Annotated in this window: 20 protein-coding genes; 8 read left to right on the top strand and 12 right to left on the bottom strand. The window is 67.4% G+C overall.

All coding sequences use genetic code 11. The features are described from left to right. The 4 genes from VNQ78_RS04680 to VNQ78_RS04665 all read left to right on the top strand — a co-directional run. Positions 1–2,922, top strand: a 2,922-nt coding sequence (locus VNQ78_RS04680; RefSeq protein ID WP_325687103.1) for a translocation/assembly module TamB domain-containing protein, incomplete at its 5' end; no start/stop codon positions are given. Between the two features lie 113 nt (positions 2,923–3,035). Then, entirely contained in the window at positions 3,036–3,467 is a 432-nt protein-coding gene (locus VNQ78_RS04675; RefSeq protein WP_325687101.1) for a MarR family winged helix-turn-helix transcriptional regulator, read from the top strand. Beyond that, positions 3,464–5,113, top strand: coding sequence for an MFS transporter (locus VNQ78_RS04670; RefSeq protein WP_325687099.1), 1,650 nt, complete (start codon positions 3,464–3,466; stop codon positions 5,111–5,113). The genes VNQ78_RS04675 and VNQ78_RS04670 overlap by 4 nt, the downstream gene beginning before the upstream one ends. After that, positions 5,110–6,207: an HlyD family secretion protein gene (locus tag VNQ78_RS04665; RefSeq protein WP_325687097.1), complete on the top strand. Its 1,098-nt coding sequence runs from the start codon at positions 5,110–5,112 to the stop codon at positions 6,205–6,207. Before VNQ78_RS04670 ends, VNQ78_RS04665 begins: the two co-directional genes overlap by 4 nt. Before the next feature lie 13 nt (positions 6,208–6,220). Here VNQ78_RS04665 and VNQ78_RS04660 read toward each other — a convergent pair whose 3' ends face one another. Continuing rightward, a complete protein-coding gene (locus VNQ78_RS04660) occupies positions 6,221–6,568 on the bottom strand; it encodes a helix-turn-helix domain-containing protein (protein ID WP_325687095.1) in 348 nt (115 codons plus the stop codon). A gap of 110 nt (positions 6,569–6,678) precedes the next feature. On the opposite strand from VNQ78_RS04660, the gene VNQ78_RS04655 reads away from it, so the two are divergent. Continuing rightward, positions 6,679–7,383: a glutathione S-transferase family protein gene (locus VNQ78_RS04655; RefSeq protein ID WP_325687093.1), complete on the top strand. Its 705-nt coding sequence runs from the start codon at positions 6,679–6,681 to the stop codon at positions 7,381–7,383. 90 nt (positions 7,384–7,473) lie between these two features. Here VNQ78_RS04655 and VNQ78_RS04650 read toward each other — a convergent pair whose 3' ends face one another. The 3 genes from VNQ78_RS04650 to VNQ78_RS04640 form a co-directional block, all read right to left on the bottom strand. After that, entirely contained in the window at positions 7,474–10,122 is a 2,649-nt protein-coding gene (locus VNQ78_RS04650) for a DNA translocase FtsK (RefSeq protein ID WP_325687091.1), read from the bottom strand. A gap of 3 nt (positions 10,123–10,125) precedes the next feature. Further along, a complete protein-coding gene (locus tag VNQ78_RS04645) occupies positions 10,126–11,319 on the bottom strand; it encodes an aminotransferase class I/II-fold pyridoxal phosphate-dependent enzyme (protein WP_325687089.1) in 1,194 nt (397 codons plus the stop codon). 125 nt (positions 11,320–11,444) lie between these two features. Beyond that, positions 11,445–12,770: an amidase gene (locus VNQ78_RS04640; protein WP_325687087.1), complete on the bottom strand. Its 1,326-nt coding sequence runs from the start codon at positions 12,768–12,770 to the stop codon at positions 11,445–11,447. A gap of 122 nt (positions 12,771–12,892) precedes the next feature. On the opposite strand from VNQ78_RS04640, the gene VNQ78_RS04635 reads away from it, so the two are divergent. Together VNQ78_RS04635 and VNQ78_RS04630 are read left to right on the top strand one after the other, a co-directional pair. Beyond that, a complete protein-coding gene (locus tag VNQ78_RS04635; protein ID WP_325687085.1) occupies positions 12,893–14,116 on the top strand; it encodes a UbiH/UbiF/VisC/COQ6 family ubiquinone biosynthesis hydroxylase in 1,224 nt (407 codons plus the stop codon). Positions 14,117–14,209: 93 nt separating this feature from the next. Next, on the top strand, positions 14,210–14,785 hold the full coding sequence (locus tag VNQ78_RS04630; RefSeq protein ID WP_325687083.1) for an outer membrane lipoprotein carrier protein LolA: 576 nt from the start codon (positions 14,210–14,212) through the stop codon (positions 14,783–14,785). 4 nt (positions 14,786–14,789) lie between these two features. Here the strand turns inward: VNQ78_RS04630 and VNQ78_RS04625 are convergent, their stop codons facing one another. The 5 genes from VNQ78_RS04625 to VNQ78_RS04605 all read right to left on the bottom strand — a co-directional run bounded on the left by VNQ78_RS04625 (position 14,790) and on the right by VNQ78_RS04605 (position 18,342). Then, a complete protein-coding gene (locus VNQ78_RS04625; RefSeq protein ID WP_325687079.1) occupies positions 14,790–15,371 on the bottom strand; it encodes a lytic transglycosylase in 582 nt (193 codons plus the stop codon). A gap of 79 nt (positions 15,372–15,450) precedes the next feature. Further along, a complete protein-coding gene (gene modC, locus VNQ78_RS04620) occupies positions 15,451–16,497 on the bottom strand; it encodes a molybdenum ABC transporter ATP-binding protein (RefSeq protein ID WP_325687077.1) in 1,047 nt (348 codons plus the stop codon). Next, positions 16,494–17,186, bottom strand: a complete 693-nt coding sequence (gene modB / locus VNQ78_RS04615; protein ID WP_325687075.1) for a molybdate ABC transporter permease subunit — start codon at positions 17,184–17,186, stop codon at positions 16,494–16,496. Before modB ends, modC begins: the two co-directional genes overlap by 4 nt. Then, positions 17,183–17,923, bottom strand: a complete 741-nt coding sequence (gene modA / locus VNQ78_RS04610) for a molybdate ABC transporter substrate-binding protein (RefSeq protein ID WP_325687073.1) — start codon at positions 17,921–17,923, stop codon at positions 17,183–17,185. The genes modB and modA overlap by 4 nt, the downstream gene beginning before the upstream one ends. Before the next feature lie 62 nt (positions 17,924–17,985). After that, complete coding sequence (locus VNQ78_RS04605; protein ID WP_325687071.1) at positions 17,986–18,342, bottom strand: winged helix-turn-helix domain-containing protein; 357 nt, start codon at positions 18,340–18,342, stop codon at positions 17,986–17,988. 112 nt (positions 18,343–18,454) lie between these two features. On the opposite strand from VNQ78_RS04605, the gene VNQ78_RS04600 reads away from it, so the two are divergent. Continuing rightward, positions 18,455–19,636, top strand: a complete 1,182-nt coding sequence (locus VNQ78_RS04600) for an acetyl-CoA C-acyltransferase family protein (protein WP_325687069.1) — start codon at positions 18,455–18,457, stop codon at positions 19,634–19,636. Positions 19,637–20,097: 461 nt separating this feature from the next. Here VNQ78_RS04600 and VNQ78_RS04595 read toward each other — a convergent pair whose 3' ends face one another. The 3 genes from VNQ78_RS04595 to VNQ78_RS04585 form a co-directional block, all read right to left on the bottom strand. Then, complete coding sequence (locus tag VNQ78_RS04595; RefSeq protein ID WP_325687067.1) at positions 20,098–20,712, bottom strand: VUT family protein; 615 nt, start codon at positions 20,710–20,712, stop codon at positions 20,098–20,100. 100 nt (positions 20,713–20,812) lie between these two features. Further along, positions 20,813–21,823 carry an esterase-like activity of phytase family protein gene (locus VNQ78_RS04590; protein ID WP_325687065.1) on the bottom strand — a complete coding sequence of 337 codons (1,011 nt, stop codon included), beginning with the start codon at positions 21,821–21,823 and terminating at the stop codon, positions 20,813–20,815. Beyond that, positions 21,796–22,182, bottom strand: a 387-nt coding sequence (locus tag VNQ78_RS04585) for a penicillin-insensitive murein endopeptidase (protein ID WP_325687063.1), incomplete at its 5' end; no start/stop codon positions are given. The genes VNQ78_RS04585 and VNQ78_RS04590, both read right to left, overlap by 28 nt.

The raw sequence follows: 22,182 nt of genomic DNA, 5'->3' as shown, positions 1-22,182 counted from the left end.
ATCAAGGGGCGCTATGTCCTGCTCAGCAAGGCTTTCGACGTCGATACGAAGATCGAGGGGCAGGATATCAGCATCGGTCAGGCCCATGCTGACCGGATGCTGGCCGGTGCCTCGCATATCGAACTCAGCGCCCGGCGCGATACCGGGGGCATCGACCTGCGCCGGCTTTTCGTCAATGCGCAGAACCTGACCGCCGAGGCGAAGGGAATGGTCAGCAGCGCCGACAGCAACGTCACTGCTACGATCACCATGCCCGACCTTTCGGTCGCGGATCCGCAATATGCCGGTGCGCTCAGCGCCGACATGCGGCTGACCGGCCCGGCAGAGGCGCGTCGCGTCGTCCTGAAGGGCGATGCCCGCGACCTGATCCTCGGTATCCCCGAGATCGACGGCGCCTTCAAGGGCGAGACCGAGCTTTCCGTCGATCTGATGCAGGCGCAGGACGGTTTCGAATTGCAGCGCTTCCAGCTGGTGAACCCGCAGCTTGACGCGCAGGGCGTCGGCCGCTTCTCGCCCGAGGAACTGGATGGCCAGTTGAGCGTCGCGATGCCGGACCTTGCCGTTCTGGGGCGCGGCTTCTCGGGCGGGTTGAACGCTCAGGCGACGGCCACGCAAAAGGACGGCGCGCGACAGATCCGCCTGACCGGACGCGGCACCGACCTGCGCCTTGGCCAGCAGGATGTGGACGGCGCGCTGACCGGGGTGACGGAACTGAAGCTTTCCGCCGAGCAGCGCGGCGAGGAAATCACCATTCAGGAATTCGACCTGCGGAACCAGCAGATGCTGGCGACCGCCCAGGGCAGGCTTGCCAGGGGCGACACCGACATGACCGGCCGGGTCGAGGTCAAGTCGCTTGCGAGCTTCGGGCGCGGCTGGCGCGGCGCGCTGAACGCGCAGGGCAGCTTCAAGGACGATGGCACCGGCGGGCGGCGGCTCGACGTGACCGGGACCGGGCAGGATCTTTCCTTCGGGCAGGCGCAGGTCGACGGCGCGCTGACCGGCGCGACCCAGCTTGCGATCCGCGGGGTCGAGCGGGACGGCGTGTTCTCGATCGAGACCGCGACCGTGCAGAACCCGCGCCTGAACGTCGCTGCCGAAGGCAAGGTCGGGTCCGGGGCCACGGATCTCAGCGCCAATCTGCGCGCCGACGACCTGCGCTTCCTCGGCCGCGGGTTCCGCGGCGCGATTCAGGCGCAGGCCCATGTCACGGACCAGCAGGGGGGCGGCCGCGCAATCACCGCGCAGGGCAGCGGCCGGGGCCTTGGCATCGGCAATCCCAAGGTCGATGCCGTGCTGGCGGGCGAGACGCGCCTTGACGTCGCCGCGACACAGCGTCCCGATGGCAGCCTGACCGTCAGCCGGCTCGAGGCCGGGAACGGCCAGTTCCGCGTCACCGGCAATGGCAGTCCGACCGAGGGGCTGAACCTCGACGCGCGGCTGAACGATCTTGGCCTGCTGGTGGCGGGTTTTCCGGGTCCGGCAGAGGTCCGGGGCCATATCCGCAATATCGGCAATGCCTATGACGTGAACCTCGAGGCGACCGCGCCGGGCCAGACCAGCGCCACGATCACCGGGCGCGCGGCGGGCGACTTCTCGACCATGGACATCCGGGTCGATGGTCGCAGCAATGCCGCCGCTGCGAACCCGTTCCTGCGCACGCGCAGCATCGAGGGGCCTCTGAGCTTCGATGTCAGGATCAATGGCCGTCCCTCGCTGGAGGCGGTGAGCGGGCGGGTCCAGCTTACCAACGGCCGGCTGGCCGAGCCGCGCCTTGGCCTCAGCATTTCCTCGCTGAATGCGGCCGCCGATCTGAATGCCGGGCGCATCAATGTCGATATCAACGGCGCGGTCGAGTCGGGGGGCACGATCTCGGTCAGCGGCCCCATCACCCTGACCGGGAACCGCCCGATGGACCTTGCCGTCCAGATCCGCAACGTGGTGCTGCGTGATCCGACGCTTTACCAGACGATCGCGAATGGCGAGGTCAGGATCGGCGGATCGCAGGCCGAAGGCCCCTTGGTTCAGGGCCGCATCAACCTTGGCGCGACCGAGATCCGCATCCCTTCGACCGGGTTGGGGGGCGCAAGGGCGATCCCCGACATCACCCATCTGAACGAACGCCCGCCCCAGCGCCAGACCCGCGCCAAGGCGGGGCTGCTGGAATTCCCCAGCGAGGCATCCCGCGCCGCCGGGATGACCACGCCCCCCGCGACGCCGCCCGCCGTTCCGGCGCGCTTCGATCTGGTGATTTCGGCGCCGGATCAGGTCTTCATCCGCGGCCGGGGCGTCGATGCCGAACTGGGCGGAGAGATCCGGCTTGGCGGCAATGCCCGCCAGCCCATCCCGGTCGGCAGCCTCGAACTGATCCGGGGCCGGGTCGACCTGCTTGGCAAGCGCTTCGACCTGACCGAGGGGCTGATCGAATTGCAGGGCAGCCTGATCCCGGTCATCCGGCTGGTGGCCGAGACGACGCAGGACAGCATCACCACGCGCATCATCATCGACGGCGAGGCGCGGGACCCGGAAATCACCTTCGAATCCTCGCCCGAAATGCCCGAGGAGGAGGTGCTGTCGCAGCTTCTGTTCGGTCGTGGCCTCGACAATATCAGCGGGCTGCAGGCGGCCCAGCTTGCCAGCGCCATCGCGACGCTGGCCGGGCGCGGCGGAGATGGAATCATCAGCAGGCTGCGGGCCTCGACCGGGCTCGACGACCTCGACCTGACCACGGATGATCAGGGCCGGGTGTCGGTCCGCGCGGGCAAGTATCTGTCCGAGAACCTTTATACCGACGTTCAGGTCGGAGACGAAGGCACGACCAAGCTGCGGCTGAACCTCGACGTGACGAACAGCCTTACCGCGCGCGGCGCGGTCACGAGCGACGGGGAAAGCACGCTCGGCCTCTTTTACGAACGCGACTATTGAGCTGCATGCATTGCCGCCATGCGCCCCGCTGCGACCCCGCAGCGGGGCTTGCTTTTTGACGCGGCGTTAATTAGCTAGCTAAGAACATTGATTAGCTAGCTAATAGAAACGCCATGGCTGACCGCCCCGCCACTCTCTTCGATGAACTTCTGACCCTGACGCGGACCATCCGTTCGGCGTTCGAATTGCGTGTGCAGAAGCTCAACCTGACCTTTGCGCGGGCGCGGCTGCTGACCACCATCGGTCGCAATCCCGGCGCAAGCCAGACCGAGCTTGCTGCCGCGCTCGAGATCGAGGGGCCGACGCTGAAGCGCCTGCTGGACGCGCTGGAAAGCCAGGGGCTTGCCGAACGCCGCCCGCTGGCCGGGGACGCGCGAAAATATGCCGTCCACCTGACCAACACTACCCGCATCGAACCCCTGCTGCGCTTCCGTCACGAGGTTGACGCCGCGCTGATCGACGGCATCGACCCGGCCGATCTGGAGGCGGTGCGGCGGGTGATCACCCGGATGACGCAGAACGCCGAAAGGCTGCGCGAAGAATGAGCGACGCGGCCAATCCATCGACGCCCGCGGCAGCGCCACCCGCTGCCCCGGCCTTCCAGCCGCTGCCGCTGCCGCGTGCATTCGGCTATATTGCGGCGGGCGTCGTCATCGCCCTGACCCAGGGCCTTGCCCAGGGCTTCGTCAGCACGAACATTCCGCAGATCGCCGGTGATCTCGGCGCCACGACGACACAGGCAAGCTGGCTGATGGCCGCTTTCCTGATCCCGCGCGCCTCCATGCCGATCCTGCTGATCAAGCTGCGCGCCCAATACGGGCTGCGCCGCTTCTGCGAGGTTGCGATCGTGGTCTATCTGGCCGTGTCGCTGATCTCTTTCGCGGCGCTGGATTTGCGTTCGGCGGTCACCACGCAATTCTTCGCCGGCATGGCCTCGGCGCCGCTCTCGACGCTGGCCTTCCTCTATATCCTCGAGCCGCTGCCGCCCGCGTGGAAGATGCGGCTGGGCCTGCCGATGGTCCTGAGCCTCGTCGCGGTCGGGCCGAACCTTGCGCGGGTGATCTCGCCCGCGCTGATGAACGATGCGGGCTGGTCCGGGCTGCACATGATGGCGCTTGGCATGGCTGCGATCTCGCTGGGGCTGGTCTATCTGATGCCGCTGAAATCGCCGCCGCGCGTCAAGGTGATCGCGCCGCTGGATCTGGTCAGCTGGGTGCTGATCGTGCTTGGCTTCGGCGGGCTGGTCATCGGCTGCACCATGGGCCCGACCTTCTGGTGGACCGAGGTGGCCTGGCTGGGCTGGGTCATGGCCGGGTCGATCATCTGCCTGACGCTTGCCGTGGTGATCGAACTGCACCGAGCCGAGCCGCTGGTCGACATCCGCTGGCTGGTCAGCCCGGCCATGCTGCACCTGACGGTTGCGCTGCTGATCTTCCGCCTGATCCTGTCCGAACAGAGCGCGGGCGCCCCGCGCATGTTCCAGCTCCTCGGCATTACGCAGGGGCAGCTCGTCTCGCTTTTCGCGGTGATCTCGGCCGCTGGCATCCTTGGCGGGATCGCCCTGATCCCGTGGATGAAGCCCAATCGCGTGCCATTGCTGCACCTGATCGCGCTGATCCTGATCGCGGCGGGGGCCTATATGGACAGCCGATCGACCACCGACACCGTGCCCGCGCAGATGATGCTGAGCCAGGGGCTGATCGCCTTTGCCGGCTCGCTCTTCATGGCGCCGGCGATGATGCGGGGGCTGATGGCGGCGCTGGCGCGCGGGCCGAACTATCTGCTGTCCTTCGTGATCGTGTTCCTGTCGACGCAAAGCATCGGCGGGGCCGCGGGATCGGGGCTGTTCACCACCTTCATCAACCACAGCCAAGCCTATCATCTGCAAGTCCTGCGCGAGGATCTGCAAAGCGTCGACCCTCTGGTCCTGCGCGAGGTTGCCATGCGCGCCGCCCAGCTGGCCCCGCAGGTGACGGATGCCGCGCAGGGACGTGCGCAGGCCGCCGCGCTGATCGCGCAGGACGCCACCAATCAGGCCTATGTGATGGCCTATAACGATGCCTATTTCCTGACCTGCCTTGCTGCGCTTGCCGCGGCGGCGGCGCTGCTTCTGCATCTTGGCCGCGACTGGCTGGCCGAGCGCTGGCAGCGATATCAGGCCACTCCTCCCATCCCCGAGCCGTTGTCATGACCAAGACCCATTTCATCCCCACTGTAATCGCCGTTCTCGCCGGGATCGCCGGCCTTCTGGTCGTGCTTTTCGCCTGGCACCTGCCGCCCTTCTCGGGTGGTCATCCGCGGACCGAGAATGCCTATGTCCGTGGCCGGCTGACGACGCTTGCGCCGCAACTTTCGGGCTATATCGCCGGGGTCGAGGTGAAGGATTTCGACCATGTGACCAAGGGGCAGGTCATCGCGCGGATCGACGACCGGCAATATCGCCAGAAGCTCGCGCAGGCAGAGACTGCGAATGACGGCGCCAAGGCCGCCTTGCAGATCCAGGAGCAGACCGTGAATTCGGCCGCCGCCCGCCTGAAATCGGCCGAGGCCGCGCTGAAATCGGCCGAGGCCGAGCGCGACACCGCCCAGCTTGACTGGGAGCGGACCAGCCAGCTTCGCCAGCGCGGCGTGACGGCGCAAAGCTCGGCCGAGGAAAGCCAGCTTGCGCTGCGCCGGGCCGAGGCCGGGGTGGTTCAGGCCGAAAGCGCGATTGATGTCGCGCGCGAGGATCTGAACGGCGCCAAGGTCGGCATCGCCGCCAGCAAGGCCGAGATCGCCTCGGCCGAGGCCGCGGTCGAGCTGGCGCAGATCGACATGGCGAATACGGTGATCCGCGCGCCTTCGGACGGCCGCCTCGGTCAGGTCAGCGTCCATGAGGGGCAATATGTCACCGCCGGGACCGCGCTGGTCAGCCATGTCGGCCCCGACGTCTGGGTCATCGCGAATTTCAAGGAGACCCAGCTTCACGGCATGCGCCTTGGCGACCGCGCGACCTTCACGGTCGATGCGATGCAGCGTCGCGAATTCACCGGGCGGATCGAATCCTTCTCGCCCGCCACGGCGTCGGAATTCAGCCTGCTGTCGGCGACGAACGCGACCGGGAACTTCACCAAGGTCGCGCAGCGCCTGCCGGTCCGCATCGCCATTGATCCGGGGCAGGAGATGGCCGATTACCTCGAACCCGGCCTCTCGGTCGTGGTCACGGTCGAGGAAGGGTCGGGGGAAATCGCCAAGACCGCCAAGGGCGCGGCGGCGGTCCAGCCCGCGGCCGGTCTGGCGGGCTGATACCCGCCGGGCGCTACCTTGCCGTGACGCCCGGTTGCGGTTGGGGTTCGGCCCCGGCCGTTTCCTCCCACCATCCGGCCAGCGCGTCGATCAGAGGCACCAATCGGTGCCCCGCCGGGGTCAGGTCATATTCGACCCGCAGCGGATAGCCCCCGAATTCGGTGCGGGCGACAATCCCGGCCTCTTCCAGCTTCTTCAGCTCAAGCGCCAGCATCTTGTGCGAGATCGTCGGATTGTCGCGTTGCAGGTCGCTGAACCGCTTGGTGCCTTCCTGCAGGTAATAGATCAGCAGCGTCGGCCAGCGTCCGCCAAGGATCTGCATGACTTCCTCGATCGGGCAGCGGGAAACCAGATTCTTCATCGGTTCTCCATAGTTACCAAAACGTGCGTAATTTACCCGCGCGGGCGGATCGGTATGGTCGTCGCCAGCTGCGCAGCGTGATCGTCGGAACACTATCACCGGAGACTATCATGGAACCGATCCTCGTCTATGGCTTCCCGCTGGGAAGCTCGATGGGCCTTGTCGCGGCCTTCGAATGGCTGGGCCAGCCCTATCGCCTGTGCCGCGTCGACATGCTGGGCGAAATGCGTGATCCCGCCTATCGCCGCCTCAACCCCCGGGTCGAAACGCCGGTCCTGCTGACCGAAACCGGCGCGATCGTGACCGAGACCATGGCCATCGCCGCCTGGATCGAGGCGCGCGACCCCGAGCGGCGCGTCAGCTTCGATCCGCTTTCGCCCGAGGCCGACCGGATGCACCAGATCATGGGCTTCGTGAATACCGGCTTCACCGGCGCCTTCACCCCCCTTTGGGTGGCGCTTGAAGCCGAGGGCGCGGACCCCGAAACGCTGGCCGTGCTGAGGCGGACGGGCCGCGACAGGGTCATCGAACGCCACGACCGGCTTGAGGAGATGATCGGCGAGAGGCCCTATCTTGTCGGGGACCGCCCGACGCTGGCCGACGCGGTGCTGGTCGGGGTGGCGCGCTGGCTGGAGTTCCACGGCGTCGCCGATCCGGGGCGCTGGCCCCGGCTTTCCGCCCTGCGCGCGCGGATCGAGGCCGAACCGGCGGTGCGCCATGCCATCGCGCTTGAGAATGGCGAGGCATCGGCGGGATCGGGCGCGTTGCGCGGGCATGTAGCATTAGCTGATCTGCTCGCGCGCCGCGCAGCCTGAGGGACGCACATCCTTCGCGCACAATGCCTGCGCGAAACGGAAAAGGCCGGGCGTGATGCCCGGCCTTGCCTGTTCCTGAACCCGGAGGCCTCAGACCTCGGGGACCAGCACCTCGCGCTTGCCGACATGGTTCGCGGGGCTGACGACGCCCTGATCCTCCATCTGCTCGACCAGCCGCGCAGCCTTGTTGTAGCCGATGGCCAGCTTCCGCTGGATATAGCTTGTCGAGCATTTCCGGTCCTTGGCGACGATCGCCACGGCCAGATCGTAAAGCTCGGCGTCGCCGCCCTCGCCGGTGGACAGGCCAAGCACCTGGTCGATGCTGTCCGCGCGCTCGTCATCCGGCCCCTCGACCACGCCCGACATATAGGTCGGCGGGCCAAAGGACTTGAGGTGGTTCACGATCTCCTCGACTTCCTCGTCGCTGACGAAGGGGCCGTGGACGCGGGTGATCTTCGATCCGCCCGCCATATAGAGCATGTCGCCCTGACCCAGAAGCTGCTCGGCCCCCTGTTCGCCAAGGATGGTGCGGCTGTCGATCTTCGAGGTGACCTGAAAGCTGATCCGGGTCGGGAAGTTCGCCTTGATCGTGCCGGTGATGACATCGACCGAAGGCCGCTGCGTCGCCATGATCAGGTGGATCCCCGAGGCGCGCGCCATCTGGGCGAGGCGCTGGATGCAGGCCTCGATCTCTTTCCCCGCCACCATCATCAGGTCGGCCATCTCGTCGACGATGACGACGATATAGGGGAAGGTCTCGGGCTGGAATTCCTCGGTCTCGAAGATCGGCTCGCCGGTATCCTCGTCAAAGCCGGTCTGGACGGTGCGCTTGAACATCTCGTCCTTGGCCAGCGCCTCGCGGACGCGGCCGTTATAGCCCTCGATGTTGCGCACGCCCATCTTGGACATGCGGCGATAACGCTCCTCCATCTCGCCCACGACCCATTTCAGCGCGACGACGGCTTTCTTGGGATCGGTGACGACCGGCGAGAGCAGATGCGGGATGCCGTCATAGACCGAAAGTTCCAGCATCTTCGGGTCGATCATGATCAGCCGGCATTGCTCGGGCGTGAGCCGATAGAGCAGGCTGAGGATCATGGTGTTGATCGCGACGGACTTGCCCGAGCCGGTGGTCCCCGCGATCAGCAAATGCGGCATCTTGGCGAGGTTCGCGACCACCGGGCCGCCGCCGATATCCTTGCCAAGCGCGAGGGGCAAAGGCTGCTGGCCCTCGGCATAGGCGGGAGAGGCGAAGATCTCGCGCAGGACGACCTTTTCGCGCCGCGCGTTCGGCAGTTCGATCCCGATGACCGAGCGGCCCGGCACGGTCGAGACACGCGCCGACAGGGCCGACATCGACCGCGCGATGTCATCGGCAAGGCCGATCACCCGGCTGGCCTTCAGGCCCGGCGCCGGTTCCAGTTCGTAAAGCGTGACGACCGGACCGGGGCGGACATCGGTGATCTGACCCTTGACGCCGTAATCGTCCAGCACCGCCTCCAGCATGCGGGCATTTTCCAGCAGCGCCTCGGGCGGAAGCTGGTGGCGGTCGACGGTCGAGGGCGCGGTCAGCAGCGACAGCGGCGGATGCTCGTAATGGCTGAGGGATTCGGCCGCTGCACCGCGCCCGGAAACCGGCATTGCGGCTGCCGGGCGCGGTGCAGCGTGGACCTGCCGGGCCGCAGCCGTGGCAGCGCGGTTGGCGGGCAGGTCGTCCTCGTCCTCGTCATCATCGTCGGAAAACTGCGTCTCGGGGCGGCCGCCGGTCAGCCGCGCCGCGACGGCCGACAGGACCGAGGGCTTGTCGCCCGGCTGCTCGGCGCGGTGGCGGATGGCATCGCTGATCCGGGCCGAGATCTCGACATCCGACGGCGCTTCGTCATCATCGGCATAATGCGTCTCGGGATCGACCAGCTCGGGCTGGGGCGTGAATTCGTCGCGGGGCGCCGGGGCGGCGGGGACATAGCGGCGGCCACCCGGCGCGGCATGGACCCGCGGCTCGGGCAGGGCGGCAGAGCCTGCGCGGTTCACCCGTTCGCGGCGCGCATCCGCGCGGCTTTTAAGCTCGCGCGCGGCCCCCGAGGAGAGGCGCGCGCTTTTGTCCACGGCATGCAGCATCAGCAGGCGGGCGGTCATCAGCCCCCGGCGCAGGAAACGCCCGATGGCCGAAAGCTCCGCCCGGTCGAAGCCCAGCACGAAGGACAGGAAGGCAAGCGACGCGCCCGCGGTCAGCAGGGCCAGGATCTTGATCGCGATCGAGGCCTTGATCGGCATGATCGACAGCATCGCGCCCATCAGCATGTCGCCCAGATGCCCGCCAAGGCCAAAGCTCTGCGTCCAGCCCGGCGGCGGCGCCATCGAGGTGGTATAGACCGAGACCAGCACCATCGCGATCGGCAGGAAGATGCCGCGCATGATCCGGTCCTCGCCCCGGTGCAGCATCAGGCGCAGGCCCCAGACCGTGGCGCCCAGCACCAGCACCCAGCTGCCATGCCCGGTGATCATGTAGAGCGCCGAGGCGAAATAGGCGCCGATCCGGCCGAAATAGTTCTGCGCCGGCTGGTCGGTTGCCGACATGAAGCCGGGATCGTCGGGACTGTAGCTTGCCAGCATCACCGCGATCAGCACGCCCAGAAGCACGAGGCCCGCGCCCAGAAGCTCCTTGCCGCGCCGTTCCAGCGCCGCCTGGGTGGACTGGTCGAACAGCGGATCGCGGTGTTTCGCCTGCCAGCTCGCCATGCGTTAACCCCCTTCGTACAAGCAGTTCTTCAGGCGCGTCAGCGCCGCCTCGGTCGGCCCGGCCGGATCGACCAGCGCGACACGGATATAGTCGAGGCCCGGATTGCCCGCGCCGGTATCGCGCGAGAGATAGGCACCGGGCAGCACCTGGATGCCGGCCTCGGACCAGAGCTTCCTGGCCGCGTCCTCGCCGGTCCCGACATGCGCGGGCACGCGCAGCCAGAGGAAGAAGCCGCCCTCGGGCGAGCGGTAGCCGGGCGTATTGCCAAGGATCCGGTCCGCCACCGCGTATTTCTGGTGATAGAGGGCCCGGTTCTCGTCCACATGTGCCTCGTCCGCCCAGGCGGCGGCGCTGACGCGCTGCACCGGCAGGGGCAGGGGTGCCCCGGAATAGCTCCGCAGGCGGCGAAGCTGGGCGATCTGCGCCCGCCCACCCGCCGCGAAGCCCGACCGAAGGCCCGGCAGGTTCGACCGCTTGGAGAGCGAGTTGAACATGACGACCCGGTCCGCCAGTCCCATGCGGGTGGCGACGGCCAATGCGCCGGGCGGCGGCGCGTCGCGCCAGATCTCGGAATAGCATTCGTCCGAGAAGATCAGGAAATCATGCCGCTCGGCCAGCGCGATCAGTTCCTCGAGATAGGCTTCCGAGGCGATCGACCCCTGCGGGTTGGCGGGCGAGCAGAGATAGGCGATGGCGACGCGGTCCAGCACCTCGGGCGCGACCTCGCTATAGCGGGGCATGAAGCCCGATTCTTCGGTCGCGGCGACAAAGACCGGCTCGGCCGCCACGGCGGCGGCGGCGACGGCATAGACCTGATAGAAGGGGTTCGGGATCAGGATGGCGGCGCGCTGGCCAGCCTTCGTCTCGGGGCAAAGCGCGAGGGCCGCGTTGAAAAGCCCCTCCCGCGTGCCGTTGACCGCGGTGATGCGCGCGGGCTCGACCTCGATCCCGTGGCGGCGGCCGATCCAGCCGGAAATTGCTTCCAGCAATTCGGGCGTGCCGTCATTCGGGGGGTATTTGCCGAATTCGCCGATGCTTTCGGCCATGATCCGGCCGGTGAATTCGGGTACCGCGTGGCGCGGCTCGCCAATGGTCATCACGACCGGGTCCGCTCCCGGAGAAATTCCGGCGAGCAGCGACCGCAACCGCGGAAACGCATATTCCGGGAGGTTCGAGAACCGCTCGGGTATTGTCATGACTGCCTCTCAATCGGGGTCGTGTCGCCCCGTTCCCGCGAAGGATACCGGCAAACCCCCTTTGCGTCCAGAGTTTCGGGCCAGAGCCGAAAGGGGGCGCCGGATTAGGGTGTATATTCCGAGGCCTAGCGCAGCGCCGCCTCGGCCCCCGCCGCCGCGACCAGCAGCGCCAGATCGCCGCCGGCCTGACCCATCATCATCAGGCCACAGGCCGGATGCCCGGTCGGCAGGCTGATCGCCGGCAGGCCGAAAAGGTTCGCGATGCGCGTATTGCGCAGGGTCAGCAGGTTCTCGGTCGTGAAATAGCTTTCGTCGTTCAGCAGCCGCTCGGTTTCCGGGGGCAGGATCGGCGCGGTCGGCACGATCACCGCGTCATAGCCCGCGACCAGCCGCGCCCAGTCCTCGCGCAGCCGGTGCAGGCTTTCCCAGCCGGCGACGTAATCGGCGGCGCTGGTGTCACGCCCGCCGCGGAAGCGTTGCAGGATGGCGGGATACATCAGTTCCGGCGCATCCTCGATCTGGTCGCGCCAAAGCCCGTAAGCCTCGGGCGCGAAAAGGACCGGGGCCAGCGCCATCGCCTCGGCCACGAAGGGCAGGTTGGTATGGGTGATGCGCGCCCCGGCATTGGCAAGGCGCTTCACCGCGTCCTCGAAAGCCGTGACCGGCCCCTCGCGCGCGTCGTCGAAGGGAACGCCGTCCAGCACCATCAGCCGCAGGTTGCGCGCATCCGCATCGCCGAGGTCGGCGGCCTTGTCCCGGCGCAGGACGGCATAGATCTCGGCGCAATCCTCGACCGTGCGGGCGATCGGACCCGCCACGTCGAAGCGGCGGCAGAGCGGCAGGATGCCCTGATCGGAGAGGGCGCCATGCGTGGGCTTGAAGCCGACAAGGCCGTTCCATGCCGCCGGAACCCGGATCGAGCCGCCGGTATCGGTGCCGATCGCCGCCGCCGCCAGTCCCAGCGCCACCGACACCGCCGCGCCGGAGCTGGAGCCGCCCGGCGCCAGCGCCGGGTCGATGCTGTTTGGCGGCGTGCGCGTCATCGGATTCAGCCCGAGGCCCGAAAAGGCGAGTTCCGTCATATGCGTCTTGCCGAGGCAGACCAGGCCCTGCATCACCGCCTGCGCCATCACCTCGGCATCCTGCGTCGGCGTGCGCCCGGACAGCAGGCGCGAGCCCCCTTCGGTCGGGATTCCGGCGCTGTCGATATTGTCCTTCCAACTGAGGGCGACCCCGTCAAGAAGACCGCGCCGCAGACCCGCGCGGGCGCGGTCATGAGCGGCGACCGCCTCCGCCCGGGCGCGGTCATGGGTCAGGCGGGCATAGATCTGGCCGCCGTAAGGGTGCCGGGATGCCGCGTCCAGATAGGCCTCGGTCTGTTCCACGGGGCTGATCAGCCCGGCCAGAATCGCCCGGCCCTGTTCCGCAGCCGATGCCTTGAGCCAGTCCATCGCGATCCCCTTCATGCTTCGTTGGTGGCGCATAGGCTAGCGATCCGCGACCCGCCCCGCAATGGCGCAGCACGGTGGAAGCCGCATGGACATTGGCGGGTCCGGCGGCATAGTGCTGGGTCATGGAACAGGCATTCGACATCGTGATCGCGGGCGGCGGGCTGAACGGTCCGGCGCTGGGGCTGGCGCTGGCAGATGCGGGGCTGCGGGTCGCGGTGGTGGACGACCGCCCGGCGGATCTGCGCGCCGGCGACAGCTTTGACGGCCGCGCCTATGCGCTGGCGCTGGCTTCCCAGCGGCTTCTGGGCGCGCTGGGGCTGTGGTCGGGGCTGGCGGGCAAGGCCCAGCCGATCCTGAAGGTCGAGGCGACTCAGGGTGCCGCGGGCGAGGGGGCGGGGCCCTTCGGCCTCCATTTCGACAGCGCCGAGATCGAAGAAGGCCGCCTCGGCTACATGCTGGAGGATCGCTTCCTCTATCGCGCGCTGCTTACGGCGATGGAGGACCGGGTGACGCATCTTCCGGGCGTCGCGGTTACCGGGCAGGAGCCGGGCGCGGCCGGGATCGAGATCGCGCTGTCCGACGGAAGCCGCCTTTCGGCGCGGTTGCTGGTCGGCGCGGACGGGCGACGCTCGGGCGTGGCGGAGCGGGCGGGCATCCGCCGCATCGGCCATGATTACGGGCAGATCGCGCTGGTCGCGGCGGTCGATCACGATCTGCCGCATCAGGGCATCGCGCATCAGTTCTTCATGCCGGGGGGGCCGCTGGCCATCCTGCCCCTGCCGGGCAACCGCAGCTCGATCGTCTGGTCCGAGCCCGAGGATGAGGCGCGGGCCATCCTCGCCCTCGACGACGCCGCCTTCCTCGAGGTGCTGCGCCCACGCTTCGGGGGGTTCCTTGGCGAGATCCGGCTAGCCGGTCCGCGATTCTCCTATCCGCTGAGCCTGACGCTGGCGGAACGCTATGCCGCGCCGCGCGTGGCGCTGGTCGGGGATGCCGCCCACGGCGTCCACCCGATCGCGGGTCAGGGGCTGAACCTCGGCCTGCGCGACGTCGCTGCCCTGGCCGAAGTCCTGATCCTTGCCCGCAGGCGGGGCGAGGATATCGGCACCATGCCCGTGCTGGAGCGGTATCAGGCATGGCGGCGGCCCGACGCGACCGCGCTTGCGCTTGGCATGGACGGGGTCAACGCATTGTTTTCGAACGGCAACCCCCTTCTCAGGACCGCGCGGGAGCTGGGGATGGGGCTGGTCGATGCCCTGCCGCCGCTGCGGCGCGGTTTCATGCGGCAGGCGGCCGGGCTGCGGCTTGACCCGATGCCCCGCCTGCTTGCCGGGCAGCGGCCCTGAGGGAACGGTCACGGACGCGCGAGCGTTGCGCCACCGCAGGTCCAAGCGAACGTGAATGTGCAAAGCCACGGCAGAAACGGTAGTATCCGCGACATGAACATCAGATCCCTCGCCCTCGCGCCCGTCCTCGCCCTCGCAATGGCCTTTCCTGCCTTTGCCGAGAAGATCTCGCTGAACGAGATCTCGCGCTATCTCAACAACCTCAAGACCGCGCAGGCCGAGTTCACGCAGGTCAATGCCGATGGCACGATCTCGACCGGGGTGGTCTATATCCACCGCCCGAACCGGGTGCGCTTCGAATACAAGGGCAGCAAGACGCTGGTGCTGGCCTCGGCCGGGCAGGTCGCGGTCTATGACGGCAAGACCCGCAGCGCCCCGCAGCAATATCCGCTGTCGAAGACGCCGCTGTCGCTGATCCTTGCGCCGAACATCAACCTTGGGCAGGCGCGCATGGTCACCGCACATGCCGAGAAGAAGAATACGACTGTCGTGACCGCACAGGATCCGCAGCACCCGGAATATGGCAATATCCAGATGGTGTTCACCGCGAACCCGACGCAACTCAGGCAATGGGTGGTGACGGATGACGCCGGAAAGCGCACGACCGTCATTCTGGGCGACATGAGGACCGGGGTTTCGATCCCGCCGTCGAAATTCGCGATCCAGTAAGGCGTCAGCGGCGGCAGGAGGCCAGTTGCAGGCGATAGAGTTCCGCCCGCGCATTGACCTTGCCCGCGACATCCACCAGCCACGCCTTGTTGCCATGCGAGCCATTGGCAAAGCCGGAACGCCCCTCGTGATAGGCCAGATATTGCGAGGCGGCGTCCAGCTTGGAAATGCCGAGGATGCGGGTCGAATCGTTCATGTACCAGCCCATGAAATCGGTCGCGTCGCTGATCTTGTCGCGCCGCGCCCTCCGGTTGCCGGTCTTCTTGCGGTAATCGTCCCAGGTTCCGTCCAGCGCCTGGCTGTAGCCATAGGCCGAGCTTTGGCGACCCATCGGGATGATCCCCAGCGCATAGCGATGCGGGGTGCGGGCATCGCCAATGAATTTCGATTCCTGATGGATGACCGCCATCTGGACATTGACCGGCACGCCCCAGCGCCGCTCGGTATCCTTCATGGCACGCATATAGGCCGGCCGCTCCGCCGCGATGGCGCAGGCGTTTTCCAGATTCCGGGGTGCCTTGTAATTCCCGCCCCCTCCGCAGGAGGCCACAAGCCCGACAATGGCGAGCTTCAGAAACCTGTTCATACTGCCCTCATGCTCTTTTTATGGGAGAGCATATGGGAAAGCGGCCTGCCGGCGCAAATGACAAAGGCTCGATTTTCGGCTAGCTGGGCAGAACGGACACGGATTTGACGATCGCGTGGCAGCCGGTTCCGGGTTTCAGATCAAGCGCTTGAACGGATCGCGGGGTCACCTGCGCAAGCATCCGCTCATCCCCGAGCGCGAGTTGGACGAGGCCGTCGCGAAGCCCGGTCACGCGGGCGGGCAGGACGTTCAGCGCGGAAAGGCCGGTCGGTTGGTCCCGCGACAGGATCACCTCATGGGCAAGGATGCGCAGCCGTAGGCGCGTGCCCGCAGGTTCGGGCGGGGCCTGCAACAGCAGCGGTCCCGCCCCGGTCGCGACGCGCAGCATCCCGTCCGGCTCGACCCCCTCGACGCGGGCCTCGATCAGCGCCCCGGCCTCGCGCGCGCCCAGTTCCGGGGCCAGCAGCGGATCGGCCAGAATGTCGCGCAGCGCCCCGGCATGGCGGACGCGGCCCTGCTGCATCAGGACGATGGTGGTGGCAAGGCGGACCACCTCGGGCACCGAATGGCTGACATAAAGGATCGGCAGCCGCACCTCGTCCCGCAGGCGCTCCAGCCATGGCATGATCTCGGCCTTGCGCGCCTCGTCGAGGGCGGCAAGCGGCTCGTCCATCACCAGCAGCGCGGGATCCGAGAGGAGGGCGCGGCCGATGGCGGTGCGCTGCCTCTCGCCCCCCGACAGGCTGTGCGGATGGCGGCGCAGCAGCGGGCCAAGGGCCAGCATCTCGGTGATGCGGTCGAACTCGCGCGCCGCGCCCCGGCGCCAGCGCGAGGGATAGCGCAAATTGGCCTCGACCGTCATATGCGGGAAAAGCCGGGCGTCCTGAAAGACGCAACCGATCCGGCGTGCCTGCGGCGGCAGGTCGGTGCGCCCGTCAAAGAGCACCCGGTCGGACAGCGAGACGCGCCCCGCCTCGGGTCGCATCAGCCCGGAAATGACGTTGATCGTCGTGCTTTTCCCGCAGCCCGAGGGGCCGAACAGCGCCGTCACTCCCTCGGGCGCGTCAAAGGCCACGTCGAGGTCGAGGCCCGGAAAACGGTGGCGGAAGGCGACGGAAAGCGTCATCTGCGCCGCGCCATGCGGCGCGCCAGCGCCTCCGAGACCAGCACGGCCCCCATGGCGATCACGATCGAGACCAGCACCAGCCGCATCGCCGGCCCGTCGCCACCCGGCGTTTCGAGCAGGGCATAGATCGCCGAGGGCAGGGTCTGGGTCTGGCCCGGAATGTTCGAGACGAAGGTGATGGTCGCGCCGAACTCTCCCATCGCCTTGGCAAAGCCCAGCGTCGCGCCGGCCAGCAGCGCCGGCATGATCAGGGGCAGGGTGACGGTCAGAAAGATCCATGCGCGCGGAGCGCCCAGTGTCGCCGCCGCCTGCTCAAGCCGCGGGTCCACGGCCTCGAATCCCAGCCGGATCGCGCGCACCGTCAGCGGGAATGACATGATGGCTGCGGCCAGCGCCGCGCCGGTCCAGCGAAAGGCAAAGACGATCCCCAGCGGTTGCAGCAGGCTGCCGACCGGGCCTTTCGTGCCGAAGGTCAGCAGCAGCAGATAACCGGTGACGACCGGCGGCAGGATCAGCGGCAAGTGGACGATGCCGCTGAGCAGGCTGTGGCCCGGAAAGCGGCGCCGCGCCAGTAGCCACGCAATCGCGATGGCAAAGGGCAGGCTCGCGATGGTCGCGACCAGCGAGACGCGTAGGGACAGGGTGATGGCCTGCCATTCCTGCGGGCCCAGCCAGTCGAGACTGATCATGGCAGGACGGTGAAGCCCTGCGACTCGAAGACCGCCTTGGCGGAGCTTTCCTTGAGGCTGCCGAGGAAGGCTGCGGCCTGCGGGGTGTCGGCGGCTTTGGTCACCGCGCCCGGATAGACGATCGCGTCATGGCTGTCAGTCGGGAAGGTTCCGACCACGCCCACACCCGGCTCGGCCACCGCGTCCGAGCCATAGACGATGCCCAGCGGCGCCTCGCCCGTCGCGACCAGTTTCAGCGCGGCGCGCACGTTCTCGGCCTGCGCGACATGCGGCTCGACCCGGGACCAGAGGTTCAGTTTCTCCAGCGCCTGCTTGCCATATTGGCCGGCAGGGACCGAATCGACCAGCGCCATGGCCAGCTTGCCACCCTCCAGCAGCGTCGGCAGCGCGGTCACGTCCTGCGCGGCAGGCTTGCCGGTGCCGACCAGAACCAGCGTGTTGCCCAAGAGGTCGGTGCGCGTCGCAGTGTCGATATCGCCGGACTTCTCGACCTCGTCCATCCAGTCGGTCGAGGCCGAGATGAAGATGTCCGCCGGCGCGCCCTCCTGGATCTGCTGGGCAAGCTTCGAGCTGCCGGCATAGGAGATGACCACGGTGTCGTCGTGGTTTTTCTGCCATTCCGCCGCGATCTCATCCAGCGCGGTCTTGAGGCTGGCGGCGGCAAAGACCGTGATCTCGTCGGCATGGGCGGCGGGGGCCAGCCCGATCAGGGCCGCGCAAAGCAGCGAGAGGCGCATGGGTGGGGTTCCTCCGTTATGTCGGATCAGACATAACCCCGGCGCGCGCGGACGGGCAAGCGTTATTTCCCATCATTCACATCGCTCAGCGCATGGCGCAGGGCCTCAAGCTGGGACGAGTCGCGCAGCAAGGCCTCCAGCGCGCGATATTCGGCAAGAACCTTGGCGCCCAGTTCGGTGACGCTCGCGCCGCCGCCCTTCGCACCGCCGCGGCTGCTGTCGACGAGGGGCTTCGGGAAATGGCTGTTCATCTCCTCGACCAGCGCCCAGGCGCGGCGATAGCTCATCCCCAGCCGCCGCCCCGCGGCCGAGATCGAGCCCTCCTCGGCGATGGCTTGCAGCAGGTCGGCCTTGCCGCGACCAAAGGTGAGGCCTTGGGCGAAATGCAGGCGCAGGCTGAGGCGGGGGTCATTTTCCATCCGCGCATCTTCCGCAAGTAACGCGGCGTAGGCAAGCCGATGCGGACTTTCGCCGCGCCGCCGCCTTGGCTAGCCTCGGCCCCGAAACGGAAGATGCGGGGGAGGGAACACCATGTCCGGGAATGAAATCGTCATCCTGTCGGGGGCGCGCACGGCGATCGGCGGATTCGGGGGCAGCCTTGCCGGCATCGCGCCGATCGACCTGGCCGCCACCGTCACCCGCGCCGCGATCGAGCGCGCAGGGATCGACGCTCAGCGGATCGGGACGGTGGTGTTCGGCCATGTGCTGAACACCGAGCCGCGCGACATGTACCTGTCCCGCGTCGCGATGCTGAATGCAGGGGTGCCGGATACGACGCCCGCGATGAACGTGAACCGGCTTTGCGGCTCGGGCGCGCAGGCGATCGTCTCGGCCGCGCAGGCCTTGATGCTGGGCGACGCGGATTTCGCCGTCGCGGGCGGGGCCGAGTCGATGAGCCGCGCGCCCTATGCCGTCTCGGCCGCGCGGTTCGGCGCCAAGATGGGCGATGTGCAGATGATGGACATGATGACCGGCGCGCTGACCTGTCCCATGGGCACCGGCCATATGGGCGTCACGGCCGAGAATGTCGCGCGCGAGCATGACATCACCCGCGAGGCGCAGGATGCCTTCGCGCTGGAAAGCCAGCGCCGGGCCGCGAATGCCATCGCCAACGGCTATTTCAGGGACCAGATCGTCCCTGTCGAGGTCAAGACCCGCAAGGGCGTAGTCGCCTTCGACACGGACGAGCATCCGAAGGCCACGGATCTGGAGAAACTGGCCGGTCTGAAGCCGGTCTTCAAGAAGGACGGCTCGGTCACCGCGGGCAATGCCTCGGGGATCAATGACGGCGCGGGCGCGCTGGTCCTTGCCCGCGCCGATGCGGCCGAGGCGGCAGGCGCGACGCCGCTGTTCCGGTTGCTCGGCTATGCCGTCGCGGGCGTGCGTCCCGAGGTCATGGGGATCGGGCCGATCCCGGCTGTCGAGGCGCTGCTGAAGCGCACCGGCCTGGATGTGGGCGATTTTGACGTGATCGAGTCGAACGAGGCCTTTGCCGCTCAGGCGTTGGCGGTGAACAAGGGCCTTGGCCTCGACCCGGCAAAGGTCAACCCGAATGGCGGGGCAATCGCGCTTGGCCATCCGGTCGGGGCCACCGGCGCGATTATCACAATCAAGGCGATGTATGAGTTGATGCGCAGCGGCGGCCGCAAGGGGCTGATCACCATGTGCATCGGCGGCGGTCAGGGCATCGCGCTGGCGATCGAGCGTATCTGATCCCGAAGCCGCCACCGGGGGTGGCAAACTGGCGCCCAGCCGGTCCCGGCGGCGGTTTTTGCCATTGTGCGGCTGGACCTGATCGGAATGGCACTGATCCGTGGGGTCGTGCGCGCCTCTCCGCCTCTGCGGGCTAGCGACCAAGCGTGAGCGGCGCTGAGCAGGCGGCAAAAAAGGAAAAAAGGAAAAGGCGGCCCCGAAGGACCGCCCTTTCTGCCCGGATTTTACCGGAAATATGGAACGGGCCGCTTCCAGGGAAACGACCCGCGAGATCCACGGAGATGGTCCGGTTAGGGTTGGTGCCCACCGTCCCAGCCAGGGTTTACGACCCTTGGGGTTGCCCTCAGGCCACGGCCCCCCTGACTGTCCCGACACCTCTCTCCAATATCACTCTCGACACTGGACCACCTCCTTTCAATGTGTTGCCGTATGATCTTAGCGTGCCACAGATCGACGCCCAGTCAATGCATTTGAGCGCGTCGCTGGATCAAATTTCCGACGATGATCCGAAACGGAACGAGAGCAAGAAGCGCCTGCGCCATTTTGACCATCCAGTCGGCAACTGCCAAAGAAACCCACAAAGGCTGAACAGAGCCATGGCCAAGCAGGGGAACCATCTCGTTTGCCCAGGAAACATCGTCCCCCGGAAAGACCGGCGTGAGGGTGGCCGAAAAGGCGATGCTGAAAAAGACGACGGTGTCGAAGATCGACCCGGCGATGCTCGCCCCCAGCGGTGGCAACCACCAGTTGTATTTCCGCAACTTGTTGAACACGGCAATGTCCATCAGCTGCGCCGAAAGGAACGCTGCGCCCGAGGCGATGGCGATGCGCAGCGTGGTCTTGTCCATGCCCGCCGCGATGACCGAGCAGATGACGCCGGTGACGAAGCCCGCAAACACGACCCGGCGCGCCGCTGTCGGGCCATAGATGCGGTTCATGATGTCGGTGACGAGGAAGGCGACCGGATAGGTCAGCGCCCCCCAGGTCAGCCAGCTGCCCAGCAGGTGCTGGACCAGGATGTTCGAGGCCACGACAACGATGGCCATGGCGATGACGCCAGGAAGGATGCGCGGCATTTCGGATTCCGTTTTTACAAGGTAGCGGCGACTCGGCCCCCGTTGAGGGGGCAGGGCCGCATAAGCCCCCGCCGGTGCTTCTGTCAATTGTCTGCTATGTCTACCTGACCGAAAGGGCGGATGCACCCGGCGCCTCGGTCACGCGATACTCGACCAGTTGGGTGCGCTGGAAGCGGCTGAAATTGTCGTCCGAGATCATGGTGACGACGATGCCCTGCCCGTCATCCCAGACCGAGATCCCCTCGAGATTGTCATATTGCAGCGGCAGGGATGTCAGCAGCGTCTCCTCGTTCGAGACGCCCGCCTCGGTCAGGTCAAAGCGGCGGACGCGGCTGCGGAAACCCAAGAGGCCCATGAAATCGCGTTCGAGCAGATAGAAGCGCCCGTCCGGGCCGATATCGGCATCGACGGCAAGAAAATTGCCCTGGCGCGGGATCGAGAAGGGCTGGTCCCATTCCCCGTCTCGGAAACGCCAGACCGGGAACGGCCGCTTCATCGCGCCCGAGCGTTCGGGCAGCGTCAGAAGCGTCCCGTCATCGAGGATCGCCAGCGATTCCAGTGAGGAGTTTCGCTGCATGTCCTTGAAGGCCTGCGGCCGGGGCAGAACCTTGGCCGGGGAATCGGGCGTGTCATGGCCGACCACGCGCGTCAGCCCCTCATAGCTGATCCAGATGCGCCCATCCTTGCCGACCGCCAGCCCTTCGCTGTCGCCGCGCCAGCCGGGGCTGAGGGGGCGCCCCTCACTGTCCTTCAGCCGCGCATGGCCGTCGGCGAGAATCTCGGTGATCCGGCCATCGCCATCGCGCTCGATCCGGCCCCAGCGCAGGGTCGCGCGGTCCGAAAGTGCGGTGAAGCGCTGGCCCTGCTGGTCGATATGCAGGCCGGAGAAGCCGCCGAAATCCGCCTCGTCGATCTGCCAGGTGAAGGTGTCGAGATGGGTGACGTGCGCGGTCCCGCCCGTGGCCGGGGCGCCCGGTTCCGCCGCGCAGGAATGCGACAGCGTCACCAGCGCGATCAGGCCGGCCAGCCCGACCCCGCTGACCAGCCGGCGAAGTCCGAGGCCCTGCAACCCGTCTGCCCCGGTCAGCGCGCGACGGCAGTGGCTTGGCATTGTCGCGGCATCTCGCTGAGGCGATAGCTCCGGGGGTGGCGATAGTTCGGGTCCGGCGGAACGGGTTTCACCCGGCTCGGGTCGATGCGGTTGCGGATCCATTCCGCCGCCTCCTCGCAGCCATCGCCGCGCGGGGGCGGATCCTGCTGCTGGCAGACTGAACCGGCCGGGCAACCCAGCCGGACGTGGAAGTGATAGTCATGCCCGTTGATCGGGCGGACCTTGCGCAGCCAGGCGCGGTTGCCGGTCTCCATCTGGCACATGGCCACCTTGGCGACCGGGTCGATGAAGATACGCTCGACCCTCGGGTCGCGGGCCGCGGCGCGGATGATCGCCATATGCGAGGGCGACCAATAGCC

Source organism: Paracoccus sp. (in: a-proteobacteria), from assembly GCF_035556475.1.
In the GTDB taxonomy this organism is placed as follows: domain Bacteria; phylum Pseudomonadota; class Alphaproteobacteria; order Rhodobacterales; family Rhodobacteraceae; genus Paracoccus.
This window is presented reverse-complemented; position numbering and strand designations above follow the sequence as displayed.